Here is a 23,990-nt window from a genome sequence, read left to right on the forward strand (position 1 = left end):
CGACTCACGAGAGCAGTGCCTCGCGAAAGACGCCGCGGGCCAGCAGTGCGGCACCGAATACCCCGGCGCTGTCCCCCAGGGCCGGCGCTATCATGGGGGTGGCGAAACGGGGGTTGAACAGGAAGGGCAATACCGTTTCGCGCCCGGCGCGATAGAGGCTCTGCACATTGCCCACGCCGCCACCGATGACGATGACGTCCGGATCGAGAATATTGATCACGTTGGCGAGGGCCTGGCCGAACAGCAGGTGCAACCTGTCCATGGTGAGCCTGGCGACATGATCATGGGCACTGGCCGCAGCAATCTGGGCGAGCGAGAGACGGCGTTTGGTCCTGGCCTCGTACCAGGCCTCCAGCGCCGGGCCGCTGATGAGAGTTTCGACGCAGCCGCGCTTGCCGCAGTAGCACTCTGGCCCCTCCGGCAACAGGACGTTGTGCCCCCACTCCCCGGCGATGCCGTGGTGACCGTTGAGGATCTGGCCGTTGATGACGATGCCGGCCCCGACCCCGGTGCCCATGATGATGCCGAACACCAATTTTGCATCGGGATGATGCTGGCGCACCGCCCCCAGATGGGTTTCCGCCAGGACGAAACAGTTGGCGTCGTTGGCGATGAGCACGGGGACGCCCAGCCTGCGCTCCAGATCTTCCTTGAGCGGCTTGCCGTTGAACTCGGTGGTGTTGCTGTTTTTCAGCAGCCCGGTCTGGGGGTCCCGGGCCCCCGGCGTCCCCATGCCGATGAGTGCAGGACGCTGACCGAGTTTGGCGGCACACTCGTCCACCAGTTTGGCGATCTGGCCCAGCATGTGCTGGTAGCCGCCGTGCCGTTCAGTGGGAATGCGGTGGCGCAGCAACACTTCGTCGCCATCGAGCACCACGCACTCGCACTTGGTCCCGCCAAGGTCGATGCCCCAATCCCACGCCCGCTTCTCCATCCAGCCTCCTGCCCTTCAACGACCCCATCCCGGCCACGACGGCCAACATGGGGGGTGCAGTGTAACCCGAGCCGCGACCAGGATGCAGCCCCCTGTGTCACGGACAGCAAAACGGGGCCCGCAGGCCCCGTTCATCACGCTGTTTGCCGCGCTCAGCGACCGTGGTACCGGGCGGAGAGCTCATGCACCGCGTTGACGAACACGCCGGCGTGTTCCGGGTCCACATCCTGATGGATGCCGTGCCCCAGGTTGAAGACATGACCGTTGCCATGACCGAAACCAGCCAGAATGGTGGCGACCTCTTCGCGGATCCGCTCCGGGGTGGCGTAGAGCATGGAGGGGTCCATGTTGCCTTGCAGCGCCACCTTGTCGCCGACCCGGCGTTTGGCGTCGGCGATGTCGGTGGTCCAGTCCAGCCCCAGGGCATCACAGCCGGTGGTGGCGATCTGCTCCAGCCACTGGCCGCCGTTCTTGGTGAACAGGGTGACCGGCACACGGCGGCCCTCATGTTCACGGATCAGGCCATCGACGATCTTGTGCATGTACTGCAGGGAGAAGTCGCGGTAATCCCGCGGGGTGAGCACGCCGCCCCAGGTGTCGAATACCATGACCGCCTGGGCACCCGCCCTGATCTGGGCATTGAGATAGCTAATCACGCTGTCCGCCAGCTTGTCGAGCAGCAGATGCAGGGTCTGCGGCTCTGCATACATCATCTTCTTGATCTTGGTGAAGGCCTTGGAGCTGCCCCCCTCCACCATGTAGGTGGCCAGGGTCCAGGGGCTGCCGGAGAAGCCGATGAGCGGCACGTCGCCCTTGAGCTCGCGGCGGATGGTGCGCACCGCATTCATCACGTAGCCGAGCTCGTCTTCCGGATCCGGGATGGGCAGGGCCTGCACCTCGGCCATGGAGGTGATCGGGCGCTCGAAGCGCGGGCCTTCCCCGTGTTCGAAGTAGAGGCCCAGCCCCATGGCATCGGGCACGGTCAGGATGTCGGAGAAGAGGATGGCGGCATCGAGTGGATAGCGGCGCAGGGGCTGCAGGGTGACTTCACAGGCCAGCTCGGCGTTGCGACACAGGGACATGAAATCCCCCGCAACGGCGCGGGTCGCCTTGTATTCCGGCAGATAACGGCCAGCCTGACGCATCATCCATACCGGGGTCATGTCCACTTCCTGGCGCAGCAGGGCACGCAGGTATCGATCGTTTTTCAGCTCTTTCATCCCAGTTCCTGAGTCATGTCACGCATAAAATGGCGGACATGATACCACTTTGTGCAAGGCTGAGGGCGACCCTGACGCCGCACATCGCCGCAGGAGTGCAAAGATGTGAGGGGGCGCATACAAGCGCCCCCGTTTTCCCTCAACGCGCCTCGGCGAGGCACTGTTCGATGAGCCGGCGCGCTATGGTGCCATGAGGGGGCAAGCGCGGCAGCCGGTCAGCCTCAAAGAACCCTGCCGCCACCAGTTCGTCATCCTGCACCTTGATCTCGCCGCTCTCGTAGTCGGCGGTGAAGCCCATCATCAGGCTGTGGGGGAAGGGCCAGGGCTGGCTCGCCACGTAACGCACATTGGCCACCCGGATGCCGCTCTCCTCGAACACCTCCCGCACCACGCACTGCTCCAGATTCTCCCCTGCCTCCACGAAGCCGGCCAGCACGGTATACATGGGATCATCCGCCTGATAGTGACGGCGGTGGGCTGCCAGCAAGATGGCCGGCCCCTTGCGCACCGCGACGATGATGCAGGGGGAGATGCGCGGATAGACGACATGGCCGTGATGACACCCCTGGGCCCACTCTCCTTCCCTCGGGGTCATGGGGGCGCCGCACTCACCGCAGAAACGATGGGTTCGGCGAAAAGTGGCGAGCTGCCAGGCCCGTCCTGCGAGGCGAAAGCCCTCTTCGTCCCCCGCCACCATGAGCTGGCGCAGCGGGGCCATGGCCCCGGTCTCCGCCTCTGCCCCCAGATCCAGCAGATGGCAAGGCAGGCCGTCCCACTCGTCGAAGCGCTCGAAGGGGGCGGTGTGCAGATGGGTGGGCAAAACGGCGCGGGGTCCTTGTGGAATGCGCCCCTGTTCATCCAGCAGGACGAGGTGATCGCCCCCCAGCACGAACCAGAAGGCCTGTTCAGTTGATGACATATGATGAAGGCTCTTGTTGAGAATGCGCGCGGCACAGGATCGTTCGCCTCATCTTACGAGCGGGAAGGGCCGATGGCGACCCCCGACATGGCCCTCTTCTCGCCAGACACACCATGAAAAAAGGCCGCCTCTGGCGACCTTTCATCCTGTTGACCGCCCGGGCGATCAGTTCATCCAGCGCTCGCTGCTCTTGCGACGGCGCGGGAGCATGGGCAGGAGGATCCCGAGCAGGATGCCGCCCCCCACCATGGCACCACCGCGGATGAACCAGTCCATCTGCATGTCGTGCTCACGGTTGTCATAGCTCTGGGTCAGGGCGTCGTTCTGTTCCTTGAGGCTGCTCATCTCGGCGCTCTGGCTGTCCAGACGGGCTTTGAGGCTGGCGATCTCCTTGCTCTGCTCGGCGATCTTGCCATCCTTCTCGGCGAAGCGTTTCTCGTTGTCGCCATTGAGGTTCAGCAGACGGGCCTTGGCTTCGTCCAGCTCTTTCTGAACCTGGGGAAGGCGTTCACGCAGGCTGATCTCCCCCTGCAGCTCGCTGTTCTTGATCCAGCCCTCGCGGCCACGACCGTCCACCACCTGGGTGAATCCGGCCTCCTGGTTCACCGCCTTGACCTCCAGCGGCTCACCGGCCTTGACGCTGCCGAGGATCCGGTACTGGGTACCCGGACCGTTGTGGATATAGGTAAAGATGTTGTCTGAAACATAGCGGGTATCGGCCAGTGCCTGTTGGGCACACAAGCAGATCAGGATCCCGAGAAGGGCGCGCATGGTCGATCGATTCTCTTCGTTGGATTAGGTTGCAGGCCGAATGTTAAGCCGCCTGCGGGTCAAAGGACAAGCAAAGAAAAGCGCCATCTCCCCGAGTGAGAGCTGTCTCGCAGCACCGCCGGTTTACGACGCGACCATTCCAGACGTCGCACCTACTTCTGTTTCAGCGCCTGCACCTCGGCGCGCAGGGCCTTGAGCTCTTTGAGCAGTTGCGCCTGCTGCTCGCTCTGTTGGCGTCGCCACACAGCGGTGTCGTCGTTGGTCTTGCCGGGATGGACGAACAGGCTGGCCATGAAGCCGCTGAGGGCGCCAAACAACCCCACGCCAAAGAGGATCAGCAGGCTGGCGACGAAGCGCCCCTCCTCCGTCTTGGGCACCAGATCCCCGTATCCCACGGTAGAGAGGGTCACCAGCGTCCACCAGAAGGCATCGTAAGGAGTCTGGATCTGGCTGCCGGGTTGCTCCGTTTCCAGCCAGTACATGACGCCGGAGCCGACCCCCAGCAACAGGAAGAAGAGGAAGAGAATGCCGGAGAGGGTGGTTTCGTTGCGTTCACGACGGAACATGGCCAGCAGATCCGGTCTGTCCCGGAGCAACTGGTAGACCCGCCACAGCTGGATGAGCCGCGCCCAGCGCAGTTGTTCCACCATGGGCAGGCTGCCGGGCAGATAGAACCAGTTGCTCTTGAAGAAAGCCATCCTGTCGGAGGCGCGCGCCCAGCCATAGGCGAAGTGAGCGAGGAAGAAGTAGCAGATCAGACTGTCGACATCATAAAAGAGCTGCAGGGTCTGGGGGCTCAGTTCACCGTGCCCCAGCCAGCGAGCGGCCACCAGGCAGACCGAAATCACGGAGAGAAACCCCATCAGCAGATCCATGGTACGCAAATGAGTTAAGTGATGTCGCATACATTTTCCAACTTTAAGCACGGTGCAAATTAATAAAAAGGAAGATAATGCCGATAGCTATGACGGCAAAGGAATAATGGACGTTGGAAGGAGAAAAATTATGCAGTTGAACCCGCTGGAGAGGCGCATGAGCAACATCCGACTGGTGCCCAAGGTGGTGCTGCTCATGGTGTTCAGCACCCTGCTGCTGCTGGCCAAACTCTGGTTCGATGCCAGCAACCTGGAAGCGACCCTGCTCAGCGAGGGCATTGATGCCGCCAAGGCCAATGCCATTGCCGATCGCCTGCTCTGGACCGGGCTGGTGGAGACGGCGCTCATGGGGGTCGTCTTCGTGGTGCTGCTGCTCACCGGCTCCCGCCTCATGGTCAAGCAGGTCCACTACCTGGTGGGGCTACTGGAGCGTTTCGCCAACAAGGATCTCAGCCACAGCGTGCTGCTCAAGTCCCGGGACGAGTTCGGCGACATCGCCAAGGCGGTGGCCCACTCCCAGGAGAACCTCAAGGAGGTGTTCGGGACCCAGCGTGCCGCCTGCAAGGAGCTCAACGAGATCGCCTCCCAGGTGACTCTCTGCATGGATGAGGCGAACGAGGCCATCAACGAGGAGTTCACCCAGATTGAGCAGCTTGCCAGCGCCATGAGCCAGATGGTGGGTGCCATTCGAGAAGTGGCCAACCACGCGGAGCAGGCGTCCCACGCCACCGCCGAAACCAGCCAGCTGGCCGAGGAGGGCAGCCGCTGCGTGGCGGCTACCGTCAACACCATCGACACTCTCTCCGGCAACATCCAGCGCTCCTCCACCGTGGTCAACGAAGTGGAGCACGGGGTCGATCGCATCGGCTCCGTGGTGGACACCATCCGCAGCATCTCCGAGCAGACCAACCTGCTGGCCCTGAACGCCGCCATCGAGGCCGCCCGCGCCGGTGAGGCGGGTCGCGGTTTTGCCGTGGTCGCCTCCGAGGTGCGCGAACTCGCGAACCGTGCCCAGGCAGCCACCGTCGAGATCCAGAAGATGATCGAGCAGCTTCAGGGCAACGCCCGCCAGGCCGTCGGCCTGATGGCCGAGAGCGTGCAGCAGGCGGACAAGGGGGTGGAGCAGGTGACCCAGGCAGGTACCCAGCTCGACACCATAGTGCAACGGGTGCAGGGAGTGGCCGACATGAACCGCCAGATCGCCGCCGCCTCCGAGCAGCAGAGCTCGGTCGCCGAGGAGATGAATGCCAACCTGGAGCAGGTCAAACAGGTGGTGGAAGGCTCCGTCGTGGTGCTGCGGGAGCTGAAAGATGCCTCCGAACTGGTGGAACACCACAGCCAGACGCTGGACAGCCATATCCAGGCCTTCAAGCTGGCCTGATGCTGGCGCCCGTCGTCAAACCTACAGGCTGGCCTGAGGTCGTGATTTGAGTACACTGGAAGGCCCCCTTAGGGGCCTTTCTTTTTTCATCACGGCAAGGAGCCAGGATGCAGACCACAGAACGTGCGCTTGAGATAAGCGACGACAAGGGGCGCCTCGACGTCCCGCTCATTCACCGTTTCCTCAGTGAAGAGGCCTACTGGTGCCTCGGCATTCCCCTCGCCACCCTGCAGCGGGCCATCAACCACTCCCTGTGCTTCGGAGCCTATCTCGACGGCCAGCAGGTCGCCTTCGCCCGGGTCATCACCGACAAGGCCACCTTCGGTTATCTCGCCGACGTCTTCGTGCTGCCCGAACATCGCGGGCGCGGTCACAGCAAGGCCCTGGTGGCAGCCATCCTCGCCCACCCGGAGCTGCAAGGGCTGCGCCGTCTCTCCCTCGCCACCTCCGATGCCCACGGCCTCTACGCCGGTTTCGGTTTTGTGCCGCCGAGAAGCCCCGGCAGCCTGATGGAAATCTACGACCCCGAGATCTACCGGCGTCCCTGAGCCCGGCCGATCGCCAGATCCGTCGCCGGATCACCTTCCGGGCAGCGGCGCTGTGACGCCAGCGCCCGGGAGTGCTAGATTGGCAGCCGGCATTTCACTCTCCCTGCAGACTCGTCAACCACAAGGATGGCAACCGTGGCCCAGCACTCTCCCTCTTTCTCCGCCTTCTCTCCCTTGCTGCAGGAGCAGGCCCTGCGCCACTGGCAGCGGCTGCTCGCTCTGGCGCCCCAGTATGACGCACTGCCCGAGCCCACCCGCCAGACCCTGCTGACCCTGCTCGGCCTCTCCGACTTTGTCGCCGACTCCCTTATCAAGCAGCCGGGGCTGCTGGCCGAGACCCTGGCATCGGACGCACTGACCCGGGCCGAGCGCTGGCCCGCCTATGAACCTGAGCTCGCAGCCCTGCTCGCCGAGGTCGCGGACGAGGAGGCGCTCAAGCGCATCCTGCGCCAGTTCCGCCGCAGCCGCATGCTGGTGATCGCCTGGCGCGAGCTGCTCGGGGAGTCCGAGGTCGAAGAGAGCTTCATCCATCTCACCAAGCTGGCGGATGCCCTCATCTGTGGAGCCCGCGACTGGCTCTACGCCAAACAGTGCAGCGAGCTGGGCACCCCCATGGACGGCGATGGTAACCCCCAGCCGCTGCTCATCCTCGGGATGGGCAAGCTCGGCGGCGGCGAGCTCAACTTCTCCTCGGACATCGACCTTATCTTCACCTTCCCCGAGAACGGCTACACCGTTGGCGGGCGGCGGGAGCTCGCCAATCAGCAGTTCTTCATCAAGCTCGGGCAGCGTCTCATCAACGCCCTCCACCAGCCCACCCAGGATGGTCAGGTGTTCCGGGTCGACATGCGGCTGCGCCCCTTTGGCGATGCGGGGCCGCTCGCCATCTCCTTCGCCGCCATGGAGGACTACTACCAGCATCACGGCCGCAACTGGGAACGCTACGCCATGGTCAAGGCGCGGGTGCTGGGCCCCCAGTGCGAACACGCCATGGCCCTGACCGAACTGCTGCGCCCCTTCGTGTTCCGCCGCTATATCGACTTCGGCGTCATCGACGGCCTGCGCCAGATGAAGGCGATGATCGCCGCCGAGGTGCGCCGCAAGGGACTGGAGGGCAACATCAAGCTGGGGGCCGGGGGCATTCGCGAGGTGGAGTTCATCGCCCAGGCGCTGCAACTCATCCGTGGCGGGCGCGAGCCCGCCCTGCGGGTACGCCACCTGCCCGAGGCGCTGGCCGCCATCGCCCAGGGGGGTGCCCTGGAGGGGAGCCAGTGCGAACGCCTGCTCACCGCCTATCGCTTCCTGCGCCGGGTGGAAAACATCTTGCAGGAGATCGGCGATCAGCAGACCCAGACTCTGCCCACCGAGGAGCGGGATCGCCAGCGGCTCATCGCCACCCTCGGCTTTACCGACTGGGACGCCTTCATGGCCCACCTCGATGAGGAGATGGCCGCTGTCCATCAGGAGTTCGTCGCCGTGGTGGGGGAAGAGAAGGAGGCCCCCGCCCACCTGGAACAGCTCTGGCTCGATCTCTGGCGCACCGAGCTTGATGCCGCCGAGCTGGAAAAACTGCTGACCACACAGGGAGTGGTGGAGCCTGCCCCCCTCTGCGCCGCCCTGCTGCGTTTCAAGGAGGAGTACAAGCGCCGTCAGGTGGGGCCCCAGGGGCGCATCGCCCTGGACTGGCTGATGCCGGAGCTGCTGCGGCTGGTGGTGGCGAGCCGCGAGCCCGCCCGCCTGTTCGAGCGGGTTTGCACCCTGCTGACCCGCATCTTCACCCGCAGCGCCTATCTGCAACTGCTGGCGGAAAACCCCGCCGCCCTGCGCCAGCTGGTGCGCCTGTGTGACGAGAGCAACCTGGTGAGCGAGCAGCTGGCCCGCTACCCCATCCTGCTGGACGAGCTGCTGGATCCCCAGCACCTCTACCACCCCACCCCGCTGGATCAGTACAAGCCCCAGCTGCGCCAGTTCCTGCTGCGCATCCCCGAGGAGGACGTGGAGCAGCAGATGGAGGCGCTGCGCCAGTTCAAGCAGGTGCAGCTGCTGCGCATCGTCGCCGCCGACATCGCCGGCGCCCTGCCGCTGATGAAGGTGAGCGACCACCTCACCTGGCTGGCGGAGGCGATCACCGAGGAGGTGGTCAATCAGGCGTGGGCCCAGATGAGCGAACGCTACGGGGTGCCGCCCGAGGTGGCGGTGAGCGGCCAGCGCGGCTTTGCGGTGGTGGCCTACGGCAAGCTGGGGGGCATCGAACTCGGCTACGGCTCGGATCTCGATCTGGTGTTCCTGCACGGCGGCGACCCCAACAGTTACACCGATGGCCGCAAGCCCATCGACAGCCGCCAGTTCTACCTGCGCCTGGCCCAGCGGATCCTGCATCTGTTCAGCACCCGCACTCCGTCCGGCATCCTCTACGAGATCGACATGCGGCTGCGCCCCTCCGGCGACTCAGGCCTGCTGGTCTCATCGCTGTCGGCCTATGAGCAGTACCAGCAGCAGGAAGCCTGGACCTGGGAGCATCAGGCCCTGGTGCGAGCCCGTCCCATCTATGGCGATGATGCCGTGGTCGCCGAATTTGCCCGCATCCGCCGCGACGTGCTGGCCAAGGAGCGGGATCTGCCCACCCTGGCCCGCGAAGTGCGGGAGATGCGCCAGAAGATGCGGGATCACCTGCTCAAGGCGGGAGAGGGAGAGTTCGATCTCAAGCAGTCCCCCGGCGGCATGGTGGACATCGAGTTCATCGCCCAGTACCTGGTGCTGGCCCATGCCTGCGGTGAGCCGGACGCCCTCACCCGCTGGTCAGACAATGTGCGCATCTTCGATGAGTGCGTGATGGCGGGGGTGCTCACACTGGAGCAGGCAGAGGGGCTCAAGCAGGCCTATCTGGAGATCCGCAACCTCGGCCATCGCCTCAATCTCTCGGAGATCTCCCGCAAGGTGGGGGACGATCAGTTGCCGCGAGAGCGGGGCCATGTGCTGGCGGTCTGGCAACAGCTGCTGGGAGAATAAGCAGAAGGGGCGCCATGGCGCCCCTTCTCGTTGACGAGAGGCTTGTTGAAGATGACCTAGCGCCCGCCTGCCACATCGATAAAGGTGCCGGTGGCATAGGAGGCCTCGTCAGACAGCAGCCAGGCGATGGCGGCCGCTACCTCACGGGGTTCGCCGCCCCGTTGCAGCGGAATGGCCCCCTTGATCCTGTCCACCCGGCCGGGCTCGCCGCCGTCGGCATGCATGTCGGTGTAGATGAAACCAGGACGCACCCCGTTGACCCGGATCCCCTGAGCCGCCAGCTCCAGCGACAAGCCTCTGGTCAGCACGTCGACGGCCCCCTTGGCGGCGGCATAATCCACGTACTCCCCGGGGGAGCCCAGCCGGGCGGCGGCGGAAGAGACATTGACGATGGCGCCCCCCGCCGTCATGCGGCGCACCGCCTCGCGGCAGCAGAGAAAGCAGCTGGTGACATTGGTGGTCAGGGTCTGGTTGATGCGCTCGGCGCTCATCTCCAGCACCCGCATCTGGGGCTGCAACCTGCCGGCGTTGTTCACCAGATGAGTGACGGGGCCGAGCCGCGCGTCCATCTCCTCGAACAGGCGCACCACCTCGGCCTCTACGCTGACATCGGCCTGCACCGCGATGCACTCGACCGGATGGGTGGCCAGGATCTCGGCCACCACCGCCTCGGCGGACGCCCTGTCCTGACGATAGTTGAGACAGAGATGGTAACCCTGCGCCGCCAGATAGCGGGCTGTCGCGGCCCCGATACCTCTGCCGCCGCCGGTGATCAGCACCCGTTTGTTCATGAACCCTCCTGTTCCCGGTTTCGATGACTGCTTCGCATAGTACCTCATGTTGGCGACCACACCTCGTCCCGTGACGCCCGGCACCACAACAAAGAGCCCGCACGGGGCGGGCTCTTGATGACAACAACGGGAGGCTGGCTATTTGAACAGGCCCTTGAGCAGCTGGTCCGCCACCCCCTTCACCCCTTCGTTGTCGGCCTTGTCACCCAGCAGCTTCTTGAGACCGCGCTCGGCCTCCTTGCGGGCCTTCTCCTCCAGCACCTTGTTGTTGCTGAGCAGTGCCTTCACGTCGAGCTTGTAGCTCGGCGCCTGCCAGTGGCCGCCGATGCGCACCGGTATGGTGATGTCCTTGAGCTCATCCACCGTCTTGCCCCCCTGCCCCTTGCTGCTCTCCACCACGGAGGTGAGGAACAGGAAGTCGAGGGTCTCCGGCACCAGGGCGGTCTGGCCCTGCCCCTTCACTCGCAGGGCGGGGGCAAAGAGCTGGATGTCATCGCTCCTGGCAATCCCGTTGGCAATCTGGAAGCTGGCGGTGAGGGCGCTGAAGTCGGTCTTGCGCACCTCCTTCACCTGATCCGCCCCCTTGCCGGTCAGGGTGGCCCGCGCCTCGCGGATCATCTCCGCCAGGTTGATGCCGTGCAGGGCACCGTCGCTCAACTTGAGGTTCACCTGGCCCTGCATCCGGCTGCGCAGCGCCTGCTCGGAGAGGCCTGAGCCCTGCGCCTCGACCTCCAGATCCCCCTTGCCTTCCAGCAGGTCGGTCTGGGCCAGGGTCTGCAGCAGGGGCCGCACATCGACTCCCTGCACCCGCTTGTGCGCCTGATAGCGGGCGGGTTGCTGACGGGCATCGAGCAGACCGCTCGCCGTCACCTTGCCACCGGCCACCCCGGCACTGAACTGCTTGAGGGTGAGCTGACCACCGGCCAAGGCCAGTTGCAGATCGACGGCGCTCAGATCCAACCCCTTGAGGCGCAGGCTGCCCAGTTGCAGGCGGCCAGACAGGTCCACCGCCTTGAGGGCGGTCAGATCAGGCTCTACCGTGGAGAGCGCCCTGTTGGCGGGCGCCGCAGCCTGCTCCTTTGCTCCGGCCGGTGCAGCCGCTCCCGAGGTGGCCGCAGCGGACGCCGTCCTGGCTGGCTGACCCAGCCAACTGTCCAGGTCGAGCTTGTCCCCCTTGAGGTCAAAGTCCACTTTGGGTACGGCCCCCAGACGAACGGCGCCGCTGCCGCTCAGCAGGGCGTCATCCACCCCCATCACCAGGTTGCTGAGGGTGACAGCCTGTTTGCCCAGCTCGGCGCGGGCAAAGCCCGCCAGCTTCACCTGCATCTGCGGGCGCGGCAGGGCGTCGCCGCTCAGCTTGGCGGCCAGCACGGCATCCGATATCTCCAGCAGTTGCCGGTTTTCATCGAGGCGCGCCTTGAGGGTCCCCTCCAGCGTACCGGCCAGGGTCGGCTTGTCCGCCGCCCCCTGTGCCCCGCTGAGGCTAAGGCTCAGACTGCTCCACTCCCCCAATGCCAGCCGATCGGCCTTGAGGGTGAAGGCATCGAGCCGCTGGGTCGGTTCGCTCAGGCTCCCCGCCAGTGCGACGTCTTTCAGCTCGCTGCGGCTGGCATCGGACGCCAGCTTGAGCTGGGCCGACCCCTTGAGATCAAACGCCAGCTCACCCTGGGCCCCCTTGGCGGCCAGAGTCACCGGTACCCATTGATCGACCGCCAGCTGGCCCAGGTTCAGGTCCAGCTGTTCGAGACGAGAGACTGTGCCGTTGCGATCGTCCTGCACCAGGGCGCTGGCCTGTTGCAGCTCCACTCCTTGCAGGCTGATCTGCCAGGGCTGCTTGTCATTGGCGGGCGGGGGCGTCGTTGCGGCAGGCTCGGAGGTCGCTTCCCCCTTAGGCTCGGCGGAGGCCTTGAGCAGGTCACTCAGGTTGGAGCTGCCGTCAGCCCTGGTCTGGATAAACAGATGGGCGCCGCTCAGGGTCACCTTGCCTATCTCAAGCTTGTGGGAGAGCAGGGGCAGCAGGCCCACCGAGGCCTCCCCGCGCGTGAAGCGCACCAGATCGGGCTCGGCAAAGCCGGCGGGGTTGCGCAGCGCCACCTTCTCGAGGGAGAGGCCCAGGCTTGGCCAGAAACGCCAGCCGATATCCCCTTGTATCACCAGCTCGCGGCCGGTGCTCTTGCGCACTTGTTCCACCAGCTGGGGCTTGAACTGATTGGGATCGATGAGGGACACCAGGGCGGCGATGGCCACCACGGCCGCCAGCGCCAACCCCAGCAGGATGTAGATGATCTTCTTCACGATGGACTCCTTGAATGCGGATCTTGTGGCTGACTATACCACCGGGGGGATGACAGATGGGGCCCGTCTGCCAAAACGGGCCAGCGGCGAGACAGGGATGGTCGCAGGCCCACGTTCAAACACGCGGCAATAAAAAGGGCCCCGCAGGGCCCTGATGAGAGTGGATGGCTGGCGCCCGTCTCGCCCGGATCAAGGCTGACGCGGCAGCTCCCTGTAGCCCATCTCGTACAGGGTGAAGGCATAGATGTCCGCACTCTGCTCGATAAGTTTGGCCACCGGCGTGCCCGCCCCGTGCCCGGCATTGGTCTCGATGCGGATGAGCTGGGGATGGGGGCCGGCATTGTCGGCCTGCAGGGTGGCGGCAAACTTGAAGGAGTGGGCCGGCACCACCCGATCGTCGTGATCCGCCGTGGTCACCAGGGTCGAGGGGTAGCTGACCCCGGGCCGGACGTTGTGCAGGGGCGAGTAGCCCTTCAGGTAGTCGAACATCGCCTCGCTGTCGGCGCTGGTGCCGTAGTCATAGGCCCAGCCCGCCCCGGCGGTGAAGGTGTGGTAGCGCAGCATGTCGAGCACCCCCACCGCCGGCAGGGCGACCCGCATCAGATCCGGCCGCTGGGTCATCACCGCCCCCACCAGCAGACCGCCGTTGGAGCCACCGCGGATCGCCAGCCGATCGGTGCGGGTGTAGCCCTCGGCCTTGAGGTACTCGGCCGCCGCGATGAAATCGTCGAACACGTTCTGCTTGTTCTGCTGGGTGCCCGCCAGGTGCCAGGCCTGGCCGTACTCGCCGCCCCCGCGCAGGTTGGCCACCGCATAGACGCCCCCCAGATCCAGCCAGTTGGCTACCGACACGCTGAAGCTCGGGGTCAGGCTCACGTCGAAACCGCCGTAGCCGTAGAGGATGGTCGGATTACTGCCATCAAGCTTGAGGCCCTTGCGGTAGCTGATGATGAGCGGCACCCGGGTGCCGTCCTTGCTCTGGTAGAAGCGCTGCTCGGAGACGTAATCCTCCGGTTTGAACGGCGCAGCCGAGGCGCGATAGAGGCTGATGGCGCCGCTCTTGGGCTCGAATCGGTAGAGGGTCGGCGGCTGGGCATAGTGCTCGAAGCCGAAGTAGAGGGCGGGATCATCGTGCTTGCCGTTGAAGCCGCTGACGCTGCCAAGGCCGGGCAGCGCCACCTCGCGCACTCGCTTGCCTTCGTAGTCGAACTGCTCGACCCGGGCGGTGGCATCCACCATGTACTCGGCGAACAGATAGCCGCTGCCGCTGTGTACCGTCAGCACCTGCTGACGCTCGGGGATGAGATCCCGCCAGTGGGCCGGGCCCGGATTGGCGGCATCCACCGTCACCAGCCGGCCGTTGGGGGCGTCCCGGTTGGTCAGCAGGTAAAGGGTGCCGCCCTTGTTGTCCACCAGGCTAACGTCCGCCTCCAGATCCCCCTGCACCGTCAGCAGCGGCGCGTTCTCCTGGCTCAGATCCTTCACATAGAGGCGGTTGCCTGAGGTGGAGTTCGCCGCCGAGATGAGCAGGAAGCGGTCATCTTCGGTGACGGTCGCCCCCACGTAGCGGTGGTGCTGGGCCGGGATGGCGCCAAACACCAGCCGGTCATCCTCCTGCGCCGTGCCGAGCCGGTGGAAATAGACCTTGTGCTGATCGGTCCTGGCCGACAGCTCGCTGCCGTCGGGCTTGTCGTAGCTCGAGTAGAAGAAGCCCTCGTTGCCGAGCCAGCTGATGCCGCTGAACTTCACGTCCTTGAGTGGCGCCTCCAGCGGCTGCTTGCTCTCTACGTCCATCAGGTGGATCTCGCGCCAGTCGCTGCCGGCCAGCGACAAGGAGTAGGCCAGGATGCGGCCATCGCGGGAGAAGCTCAGCTGATCCAGCGCCGTGGTGCCGTCGGGGCTGAGGGTATTGGGATCGAGGAACACCTCGGCCGGCTTGCCCTCCTGCTGGCGCCACAGCACGTTCTGGTTCTGCAGGCCGTCGTTCTTGAAGAAGTAGTGGTAGCGCCCCTCGCGAAACGGTGCCCCCTCCTTGGCGTAGTTCCAGGAGGCGGCCAACTTCTCCTTGATGGCGGCGCGATACGGGATCTGCGCCAGGTAACCCTGAGTCACCCGGTTCTGGGCCTTGACCCAGGCCTCCGTCTCGGGGCTGCGATCATCCTCCAGCCAGCGATAGGGGTCGGCCACGGCCTGGCCGAAATAGTGATCCACCTGCTCACCCTGGCGGGTGACGGGGTAGTGAAGGCGCGTATTCCCTGACATGGCATCCTCTCTGGTTGGCTGGCCGCTGCACGCACAGAGCAGTGACAGGGCCAGCAGGCTGACAATGGCTCGCATCGAGGCGGCTCCCTGCGGTTTGAGTGAGCGGGCAGGTTAACAAAGCGCGCCGGATGGCCCAACCCCCCGACCGGTGGCAGAGGGTGGCCCGCCGACACGGGGGAGCCATATGAATTTTTTCGCTTAAGTTTGCCGCTTTATTTTGTTTGTTATCCGGCCCTTGGGTCACAGGATGGAATAAGACACCAGCCAACGTGAGCCATTCAGGATAAAGCATGCCGTACAGCTACCTATCACATCTGCGTTGCAGCAAGACCGGCGAGATAGTGGATGCCGATCAGCCCCAGCAGTTGAGCCCGGTCGGTGCCCCCTTGCTGGCCAGTTACGACCTCGAGGCCCTGAAACAGGCCTGGCACCCGGCCGCGCTGCTGGGGCGCCCCGCCAGCCTGTGGCGCTACCACGAGCTGCTGCCGGTGCGCGACCCCGCCCAGGTGGTCACCCTGGGGGAAGGCTTCACCCCGCTGTTGCCGCTGCCGCGCCTCGGCAAGCAGGTCGGCATTCCGGATCTCTGGATGAAGGATGAGAGCCTCACCCCCACCGGCTCCTTCAAGGCCCGCGGCGCCGCGGTCGGCGTCTCCCGCGCCCGGGAACTCGGCGTCACCCACTTCGCCATGCCCACCAACGGCAACGCCGGGGCGGCCTGGGCGCTTTACGGCGCCCGCGCCGGGCTGCGCAGCACCATAGTCATGCCCCAGGCGGCCCCCGCCATCACAAGACTGGAGACCTCGCTGGCCGGTGCCCGCCTCTATCTGGTGGACGGCCTCATCAGCGACGCCGGTCGCCAGGTGGCCGAGGCGGTGGCCGAGCAGGGGCTGTTCGATGCCTCCACCCTCAAGGAGCCCTATCGCATCGAGGGCAAGAAGACCATGGGACTGGAGATCGCCGAGCAGCTCGGCTGGACCCTGCCGGACGTCATCCTCTACCCCACCGGCGGCGGGGTTGGTCTCATCGGCATCTACAAGGCGCTGCGGGAGTTGCAGGAGCTGGGCTGGGTCAAGGGGCCGCTGCCGCGACTGGTGGCGGTGCAGGCGAGCGGCTGCGCCCCCATCGTCCAGGCCTGGCAGCAGGGGGAGCGCGAATCGCGCTTCTGGCCCGATTCCCAGACCCTCGCCTTTGGCATCAACGTGCCCAAGGCGCTGGGGGATTTTCTGGTGCTGGATGCCCTCTATCGCACCGAGGGCTGCGCCGTCGCGGTGGAAGATGGCGCCATCCAGCGCGAGCTGCGTCAACTCGCCTCCCAGGAGGGCTGCTTCATCTGCCCGGAAGGGGCGGCCGCCTTCGCCGCCGCCCGCCAGCTGCGGGAAGCGGGTTGGATCCAGGGGGGCGAGCGGGTGGTGGTGCTCAACACCGGCGCCGGCATCAAGTACCCGGACGCCATCACTGTCGTGCCCCAGCGGCTGCGCCGCGACGGGAGGATCCCGGCATGAGCTTCGACTGGTCCTTTGTTCTCACCACCCTGCCGGCGTTCGGTCAATCGGTCTGGGTCACCTTGCAGCTCGGCGCCATCGTGATCCTCACCTCGCTCGCCGTGGCGCTGCTCAACGTGACGCTGCAAAGCCTGCACAAGCCCTGGCTGAACGGGGTGATCCGTGCCTATGTGGAGCTGGCCCGCAACACGCCGCTCTTGATCCAGCTGTTCTTTCTCTACTTCGGGCTGCCGGCGTTCGGCATCTCGCTCTCCGGCTTTGCCACGGCGGAGATCGCCATGACCTTCCTCGGCGGCGGTTACCTGACCGAGGCGCTGCGGGCAGGCATTCAGGCAATCCCCCCCAGCCAGCTGGAGGCGGGCCGGGCCATCGGCCTCTCCCGCTGGCAGCTGCTGCGCCACGTCCAGCTGCCCCAGGCCTGGCTCGCCAGCCTGCCGGCGCTGTTTGCCAACTTCATCTTTCTGCTCAAAGAGACCACGGTGGCCTCGGCAGTGGCGGTGCCCGAGCTCCTCTACACCACCAGGAACTACATCGCCCTCTACTACAAGACCTACGAGATGCTGGCGGTGCTGACCTTGATGTGCGTGCTGATCTTTCTGCCGCTCTCCCTTGCCCTGCGCGTCGTTGAAGGGAGGCTGCAACATGGTCAGTTCGGTCATTGAGCAACTGATGCAGACACCTATTTTCCAGCTGCCGCCGTCACTCGCCACCCATGCAGAGGAAAGGAGGGATCACTATGGCCAGTCCAGTCACTGAACAGCTGACGCAGGCGCTGCCGCTGCTGGCGGTGGGCGCGGGTCAGACCCTCGCCATCTCCCTGCTCGCCATCCTGTTCGCCACCCTGGGCGGGGTCGGTTACGGCGTGCTGGCCCAGCAAGGGGGAAGGCTGACTCGGGGAGTGCTGCGGGTCTATCTGGAGCTGTTTCGGGTGGTGCCCGTGCTGGTCTGGCTCTACCTCTTCTTCTTCGGGCTGCCGATCTTCTTTGGCCTGGATATCCCGGCCTTCTGGTGCGCCGTGCTGGTGCTGGCCCTCTGGGGCGCCAGTGAGGTGGGCGAAGTGGTGCGCGGCGGCCTGGGATCCCTCGCCCGCGGCCAGCAGGAGGCTGGCCTGGCGCTAGGGCTCTCCCGCTGGCAGCTCTATCGCCACGTGCTGCTGCCCCAGGCGCTGCAACGGCTGACACCGCCGACCATCAACATCTACACCCGCATCATCAAGACCAGCTCCCTGGCGGTGCTGATCGGGGTGGTGGAGGTGATCAAGGTGGGCCAGCAGATCATCGAGCGCACCTATGGCTCGCTGCTTATCTACGGTCTGCTGTTCCTGTTCTTTTTTCTGGTCTGCTATCCGCTCTCGCTAGCCTCGCGCCGGCTGGAGCAACAATGGGGTAATGCGGTATGACACCTCTGCTTGAGCTCAATGCTGTCAGCAAACAATTCGGCCAACACCGGGTACTGGACGGGGTCAGCCTCACGGTGAACCCAGGGGAAGTGATCGTCATCCTGGGGCCGAGCGGCTGCGGCAAGAGCACCTTGCTGCGCACTCTCAACGGGCTCGAACCCATTCAGGGGGGCAACATTCGCTTCGACGGAGAGTTGCTGGATGCCAGCACCGACTGGCAGCGGATACGCCAGCGCATCGGCATGGTGTTCCAGAGCTATCACCTCTTCCCCAACCTGACGGTGCTGGAGAACGTGCTGCTCGGCCCTGTGCAGGTGCAGAAGCGGGAACGGGCCGAGGCCCTGCTGCAGGCGGAACAGCTGCTGACCCGCATCGGCCTGTGGGAGCGGCGCCATGACTATCCGCGCCAGCTCTCCGGCGGCCAGCAGCAGCGCATCGCCATCGTGCGGGCCCTGTGCATGAACCCCCAGGTGATGCTGTTTGACGAGGTGACCGCAGCGCTGGATCCCGAGATGGTGCAGGAGGTGCTGGAGGTGATCCGGGATCTCGCCGGCAGTGGCATGACCCTGCTCATCGTCACCCACGAGCTGGCGTTCGCCCAGGCGGTGGCGGATCGCATCGTCTTCATGGACGGCGGCCACATCCTGGAGCAGGCCGCCCCCCATCAATTTTTCGACAATCCCAGGAGCCAGCGTGCCCGCCAGTTCCTCGCCAAGTTTTCTTATACAACTGTCAGCAAACGAAAGGAGTCAGCATGAAGATAATTACCTCGGTCCTGTTTAGCGCCCTCATCGGCCTGGGCCTCGCCAGCGGCGCCGCCCAGGCAGAAGACGGTTCCCTCGCCAAGATCAAGGCGCGGGACAAGCTCATCGTCGGCGTCTTCACCGACAAGCCGCCGTTTGGCTATGTGGACGAGAAGGGCAACTACGTCGGCTTTGACACCGATCTCGGCCGCCGCTTCGCCAAGGATCTGCTGGGGGACGAAAACAAGGTCGAGTTCGTGGCGGTGGAGCCCGCCAGCCGCATCCCCTTCCTGCAGAGCGACAAGGTGGATCTCATCCTCGCCAACATGACGGTGACCCCGGAGCGGCGGCAGGTGGTGGACTTCACCAACCCGAACCTCAAGGTCGCGGTGCAGGTGCTGGTGCCGGAAGGCAGCGACGCCAAGAAGCTCGACGATCTGGCCGGCAAGCGGCTTATCGTCACTACCGGCACCACGGCCGACATCTGGCTGACCCGCAACCACCCGGACTGGAAGGTGCTCAAGTTCGAGAAGAACACCGAATCCCTGCAGGCCCTGGCCCAGGGCCGCGGCGATGCCTATGCCCAGGACAACCTGGTGCTGTTCAGCTGGGCCAAGGAGAACCCGGGCTATCGGGTGCTGCCCGAGAAGCTGGGCTCGGAAGACCCCATCGCGCCGGCGGTGAAGAAGGGCAATATCGAGCTGCGTGACTGGGTCAACGACCGTCTCGCCAAGCTGGGGGAAGAGAAGTACCTGCTCAAACTCTACGACCAGTATGTGCGCGACAAACTGAGCGCCGATACCGATCCCAACGACGTGATAGTGGAAGGAGGCAAGTGGCAGGGTTGAGCCCTGCCCCCACAGCAGTGCTGAGTGTGAAGTGTGTGATCTTTGGTTCCTTTGGTCTGCAAACCGCAAGGTTTGACCTTTCCAGGCGCCCCCTCCAGGTGGCGCCTTTTTTTTGTTTGCAAGACCCCGGCAGGCGGGACACCCGCTCTGTGAGCCAGCTCCCCCTGCCCCGGGATGCCCTGTGCCATCCTCACTGAAACGGCAGCGGGAGGAGAAACCCATGTGGATAGAGGCCGAGCCCGTCTACGGCGCCCTGGTGTCCCTGGCCATCGGGCTCATCATCGGGCTGGAGCGGGGCTGGCAGGTGCGCCAGCTCGGAGACAACCAGCGCATCGCCGGGATGCGCACCTATGGCCTCATCGGTCTGCTCGGCGGGGTCTGCGCCCTGCTGCTGCCCACCCTGGGCGCCTGGCTGGCCCTGCTCGGTCTGCTGACCGTGGTGACGGGGTGCGGCCTCTCGGTCTGGCTGGCCCAGCGCTGGCAGGGGGAGTTCGGCCTCACCAGCTCGGTAGCCATGGTGCTAACCTACCTGCTGGGGCTGATGTCGGTGCTGCAGAGCCCGAGCGAGGCGGTGGCCTGCGCCGTGCTGGCGGCCCTCCTGATGGGGCTCAAGGGCAAGATCCAGCAGGGGATGCTGTTCTTGAGCGAAATGGAGTTTCACGCCACCCTGCGCTTTCTGCTCATCTCCCTGGTGCTGCTACCGGTGCTCCCCGATACCGAGATGGGTCCCCTCAATGCCTTCAATCCCTTCAAGATCTGGCTCATGGTGGTGGTGATCGCCGGCATCTCGTTCTGTGGTCACTTCGCGGTGCGCCTGCTCGGCACCCGCTCCGGGCTGGTGCTCACCAGCATGCTGGCGGGGCTCGCCTCCTCCACCGCCCTCACCCTGCAATTTGCCCGCCTCAACAAGGAGCAGGGAGGGCTGGAGCGGCTGCTGGCCACCGGCATCCTGCTGGCGGGGGCCACCATGTGGCTCAGGCTGCTGGCACTGGTGCTGATCATCCACGGAGAGCTGGCGCTGCGTCTGGCTGTCCCCCTGCTGCTGCTGGCAGCCATCGTCTACGGCTTTGCCTTCTGGTTCTGGCGCCAGCGGGAAGAGATGCCGGACGGCCCGGTACAGCCCGAAACCCGCAACCCGCTGGATCTCGCCACCGCCATCAAGTTCGGTCTGCTGCTCGCCCTCATCGGCTTCATGGCCACCCTGCTGCAAAGCAAGGTGGGCAACTCCGGGGTCTATCTGCTGTCGCTGGTCTCCGGCATCACGGACGTGGACGCCATCACCCTCTCCCTCTCCCAGCTCGCCCAGAAGGAGCTGGCCCTGGAGGTGGCGGCCAGGGGCATACTGCTCGCCGGGCTGGTCAACTCCCTGGTGAAAGGGGTGCTGGCACTGGTGATTGGCGGACGCAGCCTGGGGCGGCGGGTCTTGCTCCCCTACCTCGTCTCCATCCTGCTCATCCTGCCCCTTGTCCTGTGACGTGATGGCGTGATGACAGGATGACAGGATGACAGGATGACAGGATGACGGGGATCACCTGACGGGCCCGGCACTCTGACACCCCCTCCCCTTGTCGCGTATACTGCCCCCTCTTGCAGCAGGAGGAGATGACCATGGCAAGCGACTGGGACAAGGTACTGGCGGGGGGCGCCCTGGACAGCCAGAGCGAGGAGATAGCGAACGACCGCATTCGCGGCCAGGCGCTGCTGAGCCGGCTCAACGCCTCACCGGCGGGGGATCACGTCCTGCGCCAGCAGATCTGCCGCGACCTCTTCGCCCACTGCCCCGACTCCTGCTGGATCAGCACCCCCTTCACCTGCGAATTCGGCCGCAACATCCACATCGGCGAGAAGACCTTCTTCAACTTCAACGTCACCATACTCGACGTGGGCGAGGTGCACATCGGCAACCATGTGCTGCTGGCCCCCAACGTGCAGATCTACACCGCCACCCACACCATGGACTATCTGGAGCGACGCAACTGGACCGCCTACAACAAGCCGGTGCGGATAGGCGATGACTGCTGGATTGGCGGCGGGGCCATCATCTGCCCCGGCGTCACCATAGGGCCGCGCTCCATCATAGGGGCTGGCGCCGTGGTCACCCGGGACATCCCGGCGGACTCCCTGGCGGTGGGCAATCCGGCCCGGGTGATCCGCACGTTAAGCCCGGACGAGACCCGGGATCCGGCGCTGCTGTCATGATGGCCCTTGCCCTGCTGCCCCTGGGTTGGGCAGGCTGGCTCGGCCTGCACGATGCCAACTGGTGGCCGCTGGCCCTGATCCTGCTGATGAGCCTGCTGGCCCTGGCTGCCTACGCCTGGGACAAGCGCCAGGCCATTCGTGGCGGCTGGCGCGTGCCCGAGGCCCGCCTGCACCTGCTTGAGCTGTGCGGCGGCTGGCCCGGCGCCCTGGTCGCCCGCCAGTGGCTGCGCCACAAGACCCAGAAGGGGAGCTACCGCCTGCGGTTCTGGGCCATCGTCTGGGGGCAGTTGCTGCTGCTCGGGATCTGGCTCGGCTGGCCGATCTGGCCGCTCTGAACAACCAGGCGGGCATTGCCGCCCAAGGTCGGGTATGAGACAACGACAGCGCGGGAGACAGATCCTCTCGTTCAAATCTTGAAAGGAGTCATTCATGACCATGTGGACAGGTATCGTTCTGATCGTCTTTATCAGCGTGTCGTTCAGCTATCTCACCAAGCGCGCCCGCTACCAGATGGGGGATGCCCGCATTACCGACCGTCTTGGCAAGCAGGACATGATCATCAAGGAGTTGCAGGAGCGCATCGCCAATCTGGAGGCCATCGTCATCGAGGAGGAGAAACGCCGCCCGTTCAAGGATCTCTGATCCGGCAAGCCGGGTGGCAAACCAACCAGCCCCCGGGCTGCAAGGGTTTGCCGCCGCCCCCGTTCGCACCCGCTCGCCCTCTGCCTAGCAAAACGAAATTTACAGCAGGATCAATCCCCTGCCATTTTTCGGCTGAATGATCGCCATCGGCACCCTGCTTCCCCTCGCCTCCCTTGCCATCAAGCTCGGCAGCAAGCTGCTGGGCGACGGCACGCCGCCCGCCCAGACCGAGCCTACCGTGCAGGAAGAGCACCTTGCCCCCACGGTGCAGAGCCTGTTCCAGCGCCTTGGCATCCAGGAGGCTGACAGCGAGCAGAACCGCCCTGCCATCAACCACTTCATGGGGGCGCTGATGCAGACCCTGGGCCAGGAATCCTCGGGCCAGTCGCTGCCCCAGGCCATCGATGCCGCCCGCATCCAGTTGGCAGACGGCACCCAGAGCACCCGCCTCGACGCGCTGCAGAGCGAGCTCGACACCCTCAAAGGCTCCCTTGGCAACAGCGACCTCAACCTCGATCAGCTGCTCTACGCCTTCAAGCAAACCCTGCCCAATGGCAAGGGGGAAGGTGTCGGCAAACTGCTCAATGCCAGCGCGTGAACGGGAGTGGAACCATGAAAAACGGCAACCTGGAGGTTGCCGTTTTTGTCGGGCCGGATCCCATGATGCCACGCTAGGGTAGTGAGGAAGGTGGACTCAGCATCGCCTCTGCCAGCGTGCTCTGCCCGCGATCCTGCAAGGTATTGGCCGCACCCAGGCGATCCGCTGTCTCCTTGTTCTGACCCAGCTTGAACTTGCCGACCAGCCGCTCAACCTCGATCTCTATGCCCACCACAGCCTGCACCATGGTCTCGAGATAGTCTCTCGGTGCATCCGCCATCTTCCAGGGAATGGACTCTCCCGCCTCGTGGGTACGGGTCAGGGTCGCGAGCAAGCGACGCACGAAGCGGGCATCGTCCCTCACCCGGATACGGCCATGGGCGTGCACCACGGCATAGTTCCAGGTGGGCACCTGCTGGTGATGCACCTGCTTGCCCGGATACCAGCTGGGGGAGATATAACCCTCGGCGGCGCGGAAGATCACCAGCACTTCATCGCCGTCTTTCACCTCCTGCCAGAGCGGGTTGTTGCGGGCCACATGGGCCCGCAGCACACCGTGGGCCCCCTGCTCCCCATCGAACTCGAACGGCAGATGGTTGGCATCCAGCCCCCCTTCACCACAGGTGATCAGGGCCCCCAGAGGGTGCGCCTGCATCAGCTGGTGCAGCGCCTCGGGGTCGGTAACGGCGAAATGGGGTGGCAGGTACATAAGGGCTCCTTGAGCGAGGCATTGGCTTCCATGCAGAAGCCCATTCTTGCGCAATCGGGATCCGCAGGCGATGGCAAAGACATAAAAAAATAGGGACTTATCCCTCTTGGTATCATCCTGTTTGATGATCAGTCGCGCTTGACCAACCACTGTTCGGCGGCGACAAGGGTAGCTTCGATCTGCTCGCGGATGACGCAAACCCTAACAGTTAAGAACATAAAATCATATTAATCAACACGTTAGAATGACTTCATCGTTGACGAAAATCGGACTAGGTTGATAGGTTTCCATTTGATATCCTTTGCTTATTGAGAACAGGCAATTTCATGCTCTCTTCCATTCTTT

The 23,990-nt window shown here is 64.8% G+C and carries 22 protein-coding genes; 13 read left to right on the forward strand and 9 right to left on the reverse strand.

The genetic code is table 11. The annotated features are described in order from the left end of the window. Positions 1 to 4: 4 nt before the first annotated feature. The 5 genes from I6L36_RS09550 to I6L36_RS09570 all read right to left on the reverse strand — a co-directional run bounded on the left by I6L36_RS09550 (position 5) and on the right by I6L36_RS09570 (position 4,749). A complete protein-coding gene (locus tag I6L36_RS09550; protein WP_109112029.1) occupies positions 5 to 934 on the reverse strand; it encodes an ROK family protein in 930 nt (309 codons plus the stop codon). 152 nt (positions 935 to 1,086) lie between these two features. Next, positions 1,087 to 2,154 (reverse strand): uroporphyrinogen decarboxylase, encoded by a 1,068-nt coding sequence (gene hemE, locus I6L36_RS09555; RefSeq protein ID WP_109112030.1) that lies wholly within the window; start codon positions 2,152 to 2,154, stop codon positions 1,087 to 1,089. 139 nt (positions 2,155 to 2,293) lie between these two features. Further along, the gene (nudC, locus tag I6L36_RS09560; protein WP_109112031.1) at positions 2,294 to 3,073 is read right to left on the reverse strand and encodes an NAD(+) diphosphatase; all 780 of its coding nucleotides are present in this window, start codon (positions 3,071 to 3,073) and stop codon (positions 2,294 to 2,296) included. Between the two features lie 165 nt (positions 3,074 to 3,238). Continuing rightward, positions 3,239 to 3,844, reverse strand: coding sequence for a TIGR04211 family SH3 domain-containing protein (locus I6L36_RS09565; protein WP_010675664.1), 606 nt, complete (start codon positions 3,842 to 3,844; stop codon positions 3,239 to 3,241). 152 nt (positions 3,845 to 3,996) lie between these two features. Then, positions 3,997 to 4,749 (reverse strand): potassium channel family protein, encoded by a 753-nt coding sequence (locus tag I6L36_RS09570; protein WP_109112032.1) that lies wholly within the window; start codon positions 4,747 to 4,749, stop codon positions 3,997 to 3,999. Between the two features lie 100 nt (positions 4,750 to 4,849). Here I6L36_RS09570 and I6L36_RS09575 point away from each other — a divergent pair, with 100 nt between their 5' ends. The 3 genes from I6L36_RS09575 to glnE all read left to right on the forward strand — a co-directional run bounded on the left by I6L36_RS09575 (position 4,850) and on the right by glnE (position 9,657). Then, positions 4,850 to 6,100 carry a methyl-accepting chemotaxis protein gene (locus tag I6L36_RS09575; protein ID WP_109112033.1) on the forward strand — a complete coding sequence of 417 codons (1,251 nt, stop codon included), beginning with the start codon at positions 4,850 to 4,852 and terminating at the stop codon, positions 6,098 to 6,100. A 107-nt stretch (positions 6,101 to 6,207) separates the two neighbouring features. After that, positions 6,208 to 6,648: a GNAT family N-acetyltransferase gene (locus tag I6L36_RS09580; RefSeq protein WP_010675667.1), complete on the forward strand. Its 441-nt coding sequence runs from the start codon at positions 6,208 to 6,210 to the stop codon at positions 6,646 to 6,648. Between the two features lie 135 nt (positions 6,649 to 6,783). After that, the gene (gene glnE / locus I6L36_RS09585; protein ID WP_254052362.1) at positions 6,784 to 9,657 is read left to right on the forward strand and encodes a bifunctional [glutamate--ammonia ligase]-adenylyl-L-tyrosine phosphorylase/[glutamate--ammonia-ligase] adenylyltransferase; all 2,874 of its coding nucleotides are present in this window, start codon (positions 6,784 to 6,786) and stop codon (positions 9,655 to 9,657) included. A gap of 56 nt (positions 9,658 to 9,713) precedes the next feature. Here glnE and I6L36_RS09590 read toward each other — a convergent pair whose 3' ends face one another. The 3 genes from I6L36_RS09590 to I6L36_RS09600 all read right to left on the reverse strand — a co-directional run bounded on the left by I6L36_RS09590 (position 9,714) and on the right by I6L36_RS09600 (position 15,080). Continuing rightward, positions 9,714 to 10,448, reverse strand: a complete 735-nt coding sequence (locus I6L36_RS09590; RefSeq protein ID WP_041213919.1) for an SDR family oxidoreductase — start codon at positions 10,446 to 10,448, stop codon at positions 9,714 to 9,716. Between the two features lie 138 nt (positions 10,449 to 10,586). Beyond that, complete coding sequence (locus I6L36_RS09595) at positions 10,587 to 12,743, reverse strand: AsmA family protein (protein WP_216987108.1); 2,157 nt, start codon at positions 12,741 to 12,743, stop codon at positions 10,587 to 10,589. Between the two features lie 189 nt (positions 12,744 to 12,932). Next, positions 12,933 to 15,080 (reverse strand): prolyl oligopeptidase family protein, encoded by a 2,148-nt coding sequence (locus tag I6L36_RS09600; RefSeq protein WP_109113206.1) that lies wholly within the window; start codon positions 15,078 to 15,080, stop codon positions 12,933 to 12,935. 215 nt (positions 15,081 to 15,295) lie between these two features. Between I6L36_RS09600 and I6L36_RS09605 the strand changes: the two genes are divergently transcribed. From I6L36_RS09605 to I6L36_RS09650, 10 genes are all read left to right on the forward strand, one after another. Further along, on the forward strand, positions 15,296 to 16,507 hold the full coding sequence (locus I6L36_RS09605) for a threonine synthase (protein ID WP_216987109.1): 1,212 nt from the start codon (positions 15,296 to 15,298) through the stop codon (positions 16,505 to 16,507). Then, the gene (locus tag I6L36_RS09610; RefSeq protein ID WP_109112181.1) at positions 16,504 to 17,169 is read left to right on the forward strand and encodes an amino acid ABC transporter permease; all 666 of its coding nucleotides are present in this window, start codon (positions 16,504 to 16,506) and stop codon (positions 17,167 to 17,169) included. Before I6L36_RS09605 ends, I6L36_RS09610 begins: the two co-directional genes overlap by 4 nt. Before the next feature lie 74 nt (positions 17,170 to 17,243). Beyond that, complete coding sequence (locus I6L36_RS09615; protein WP_109112180.1) at positions 17,244 to 17,906, forward strand: amino acid ABC transporter permease; 663 nt, start codon at positions 17,244 to 17,246, stop codon at positions 17,904 to 17,906. Beyond that, positions 17,903 to 18,664 (forward strand): amino acid ABC transporter ATP-binding protein, encoded by a 762-nt coding sequence (locus I6L36_RS09620; RefSeq protein ID WP_109112179.1) that lies wholly within the window; start codon positions 17,903 to 17,905, stop codon positions 18,662 to 18,664. Before I6L36_RS09615 ends, I6L36_RS09620 begins: the two co-directional genes overlap by 4 nt. Further along, positions 18,661 to 19,497, forward strand: a complete 837-nt coding sequence (locus tag I6L36_RS09625; protein WP_039040560.1) for a transporter substrate-binding domain-containing protein — start codon at positions 18,661 to 18,663, stop codon at positions 19,495 to 19,497. The genes I6L36_RS09620 and I6L36_RS09625 overlap by 4 nt, the downstream gene beginning before the upstream one ends. Positions 19,498 to 19,717: 220 nt before the next feature. Next, the gene (locus tag I6L36_RS09630; RefSeq protein WP_128313080.1) at positions 19,718 to 20,971 is read left to right on the forward strand and encodes an MgtC/SapB family protein; all 1,254 of its coding nucleotides are present in this window, start codon (positions 19,718 to 19,720) and stop codon (positions 20,969 to 20,971) included. 134 nt (positions 20,972 to 21,105) lie between these two features. After that, complete coding sequence (locus I6L36_RS09635; RefSeq protein ID WP_201933108.1) at positions 21,106 to 21,696, forward strand: sugar O-acetyltransferase; 591 nt, start codon at positions 21,106 to 21,108, stop codon at positions 21,694 to 21,696. Further along, positions 21,693 to 22,031: a DUF1294 domain-containing protein gene (locus I6L36_RS09640; RefSeq protein ID WP_216987110.1), complete on the forward strand. Its 339-nt coding sequence runs from the start codon at positions 21,693 to 21,695 to the stop codon at positions 22,029 to 22,031. Before I6L36_RS09635 ends, I6L36_RS09640 begins: the two co-directional genes overlap by 4 nt. A 94-nt stretch (positions 22,032 to 22,125) precedes the next feature. Then, on the forward strand, positions 22,126 to 22,338 hold the full coding sequence (locus I6L36_RS09645) for a hypothetical protein (protein WP_043154852.1): 213 nt from the start codon (positions 22,126 to 22,128) through the stop codon (positions 22,336 to 22,338). A 136-nt stretch (positions 22,339 to 22,474) separates the two neighbouring features. Continuing rightward, entirely contained in the window at positions 22,475 to 22,936 is a 462-nt protein-coding gene (locus tag I6L36_RS09650; protein WP_216987111.1) for a hypothetical protein, read from the forward strand. Between the two features lie 73 nt (positions 22,937 to 23,009). Here the strand turns inward: I6L36_RS09650 and I6L36_RS09655 are convergent, their stop codons facing one another. Then, the gene (locus I6L36_RS09655; protein ID WP_052815511.1) at positions 23,010 to 23,645 is read right to left on the reverse strand and encodes an FMN-binding negative transcriptional regulator; all 636 of its coding nucleotides are present in this window, start codon (positions 23,643 to 23,645) and stop codon (positions 23,010 to 23,012) included. Positions 23,646 to 23,990 lie beyond the last annotated feature (345 nt).

Origin of the sequence: Aeromonas sp. FDAARGOS 1406, from assembly GCF_019048565.1 — a bacterium.
GTDB lineage: Bacteria > Pseudomonadota > Gammaproteobacteria > Enterobacterales > Aeromonadaceae > Aeromonas > Aeromonas caviae.

What these genes read in the sequence shown, in the direction of transcription:
- I6L36_RS09550 (WP_109112029.1), bottom strand. Translation starts at nt 934, where the DNA reads ATGGAGAAGCGGGCGTGGGATTGGGGCATCGACCTTGGCGGGACCAAG.
- hemE (WP_109112030.1), bottom strand. Translation starts at nt 2,154, where the DNA reads ATGAAAGAGCTGAAAAACGATCGATACCTGCGTGCCCTGCTGCGCCAG.
- nudC (WP_109112031.1), bottom strand. Translation starts at nt 3,073, where the DNA reads ATGTCATCAACTGAACAGGCCTTCTGGTTCGTGCTGGGGGGCGATCAC.
- I6L36_RS09565 (WP_010675664.1), bottom strand. Translation starts at nt 3,844, where the DNA reads ATGCGCGCCCTTCTCGGGATCCTGATCTGCTTGTGTGCCCAACAGGCA.
- I6L36_RS09570 (WP_109112032.1), bottom strand. Translation starts at nt 4,749, where the DNA reads ATGCGACATCACTTAACTCATTTGCGTACCATGGATCTGCTGATGGGG.
- I6L36_RS09575 (WP_109112033.1), top strand. Translation starts at nt 4,850, where the DNA reads ATGCAGTTGAACCCGCTGGAGAGGCGCATGAGCAACATCCGACTGGTG.
- I6L36_RS09580 (WP_010675667.1), top strand. Translation starts at nt 6,208, where the DNA reads ATGCAGACCACAGAACGTGCGCTTGAGATAAGCGACGACAAGGGGCGC.
- I6L36_RS09590 (WP_041213919.1), bottom strand. Translation starts at nt 10,448, where the DNA reads ATGAACAAACGGGTGCTGATCACCGGCGGCGGCAGAGGTATCGGGGCC.
- I6L36_RS09600 (WP_109113206.1), bottom strand. Translation starts at nt 15,080, where the DNA reads ATGCGAGCCATTGTCAGCCTGCTGGCCCTGTCACTGCTCTGTGCGTGC.
- I6L36_RS09605 (WP_216987109.1), top strand. Translation starts at nt 15,296, where the DNA reads ATGCCGTACAGCTACCTATCACATCTGCGTTGCAGCAAGACCGGCGAG.
- I6L36_RS09610 (WP_109112181.1), top strand. Translation starts at nt 16,504, where the DNA reads ATGAGCTTCGACTGGTCCTTTGTTCTCACCACCCTGCCGGCGTTCGGT.
- I6L36_RS09615 (WP_109112180.1), top strand. Translation starts at nt 17,244, where the DNA reads ATGGCCAGTCCAGTCACTGAACAGCTGACGCAGGCGCTGCCGCTGCTG.
- I6L36_RS09620 (WP_109112179.1), top strand. Translation starts at nt 17,903, where the DNA reads ATGACACCTCTGCTTGAGCTCAATGCTGTCAGCAAACAATTCGGCCAA.
- I6L36_RS09625 (WP_039040560.1), top strand. Translation starts at nt 18,661, where the DNA reads ATGAAGATAATTACCTCGGTCCTGTTTAGCGCCCTCATCGGCCTGGGC.
- I6L36_RS09630 (WP_128313080.1), top strand. Translation starts at nt 19,718, where the DNA reads ATGTGGATAGAGGCCGAGCCCGTCTACGGCGCCCTGGTGTCCCTGGCC.
- I6L36_RS09635 (WP_201933108.1), top strand. Translation starts at nt 21,106, where the DNA reads ATGGCAAGCGACTGGGACAAGGTACTGGCGGGGGGCGCCCTGGACAGC.
- I6L36_RS09640 (WP_216987110.1), top strand. Translation starts at nt 21,693, where the DNA reads ATGATGGCCCTTGCCCTGCTGCCCCTGGGTTGGGCAGGCTGGCTCGGC.
- I6L36_RS09645 (WP_043154852.1), top strand. Translation starts at nt 22,126, where the DNA reads ATGACCATGTGGACAGGTATCGTTCTGATCGTCTTTATCAGCGTGTCG.
- I6L36_RS09650 (WP_216987111.1), top strand. Translation starts at nt 22,475, where the DNA reads ATGATCGCCATCGGCACCCTGCTTCCCCTCGCCTCCCTTGCCATCAAG.
- I6L36_RS09655 (WP_052815511.1), bottom strand. Translation starts at nt 23,645, where the DNA reads ATGTACCTGCCACCCCATTTCGCCGTTACCGACCCCGAGGCGCTGCAC.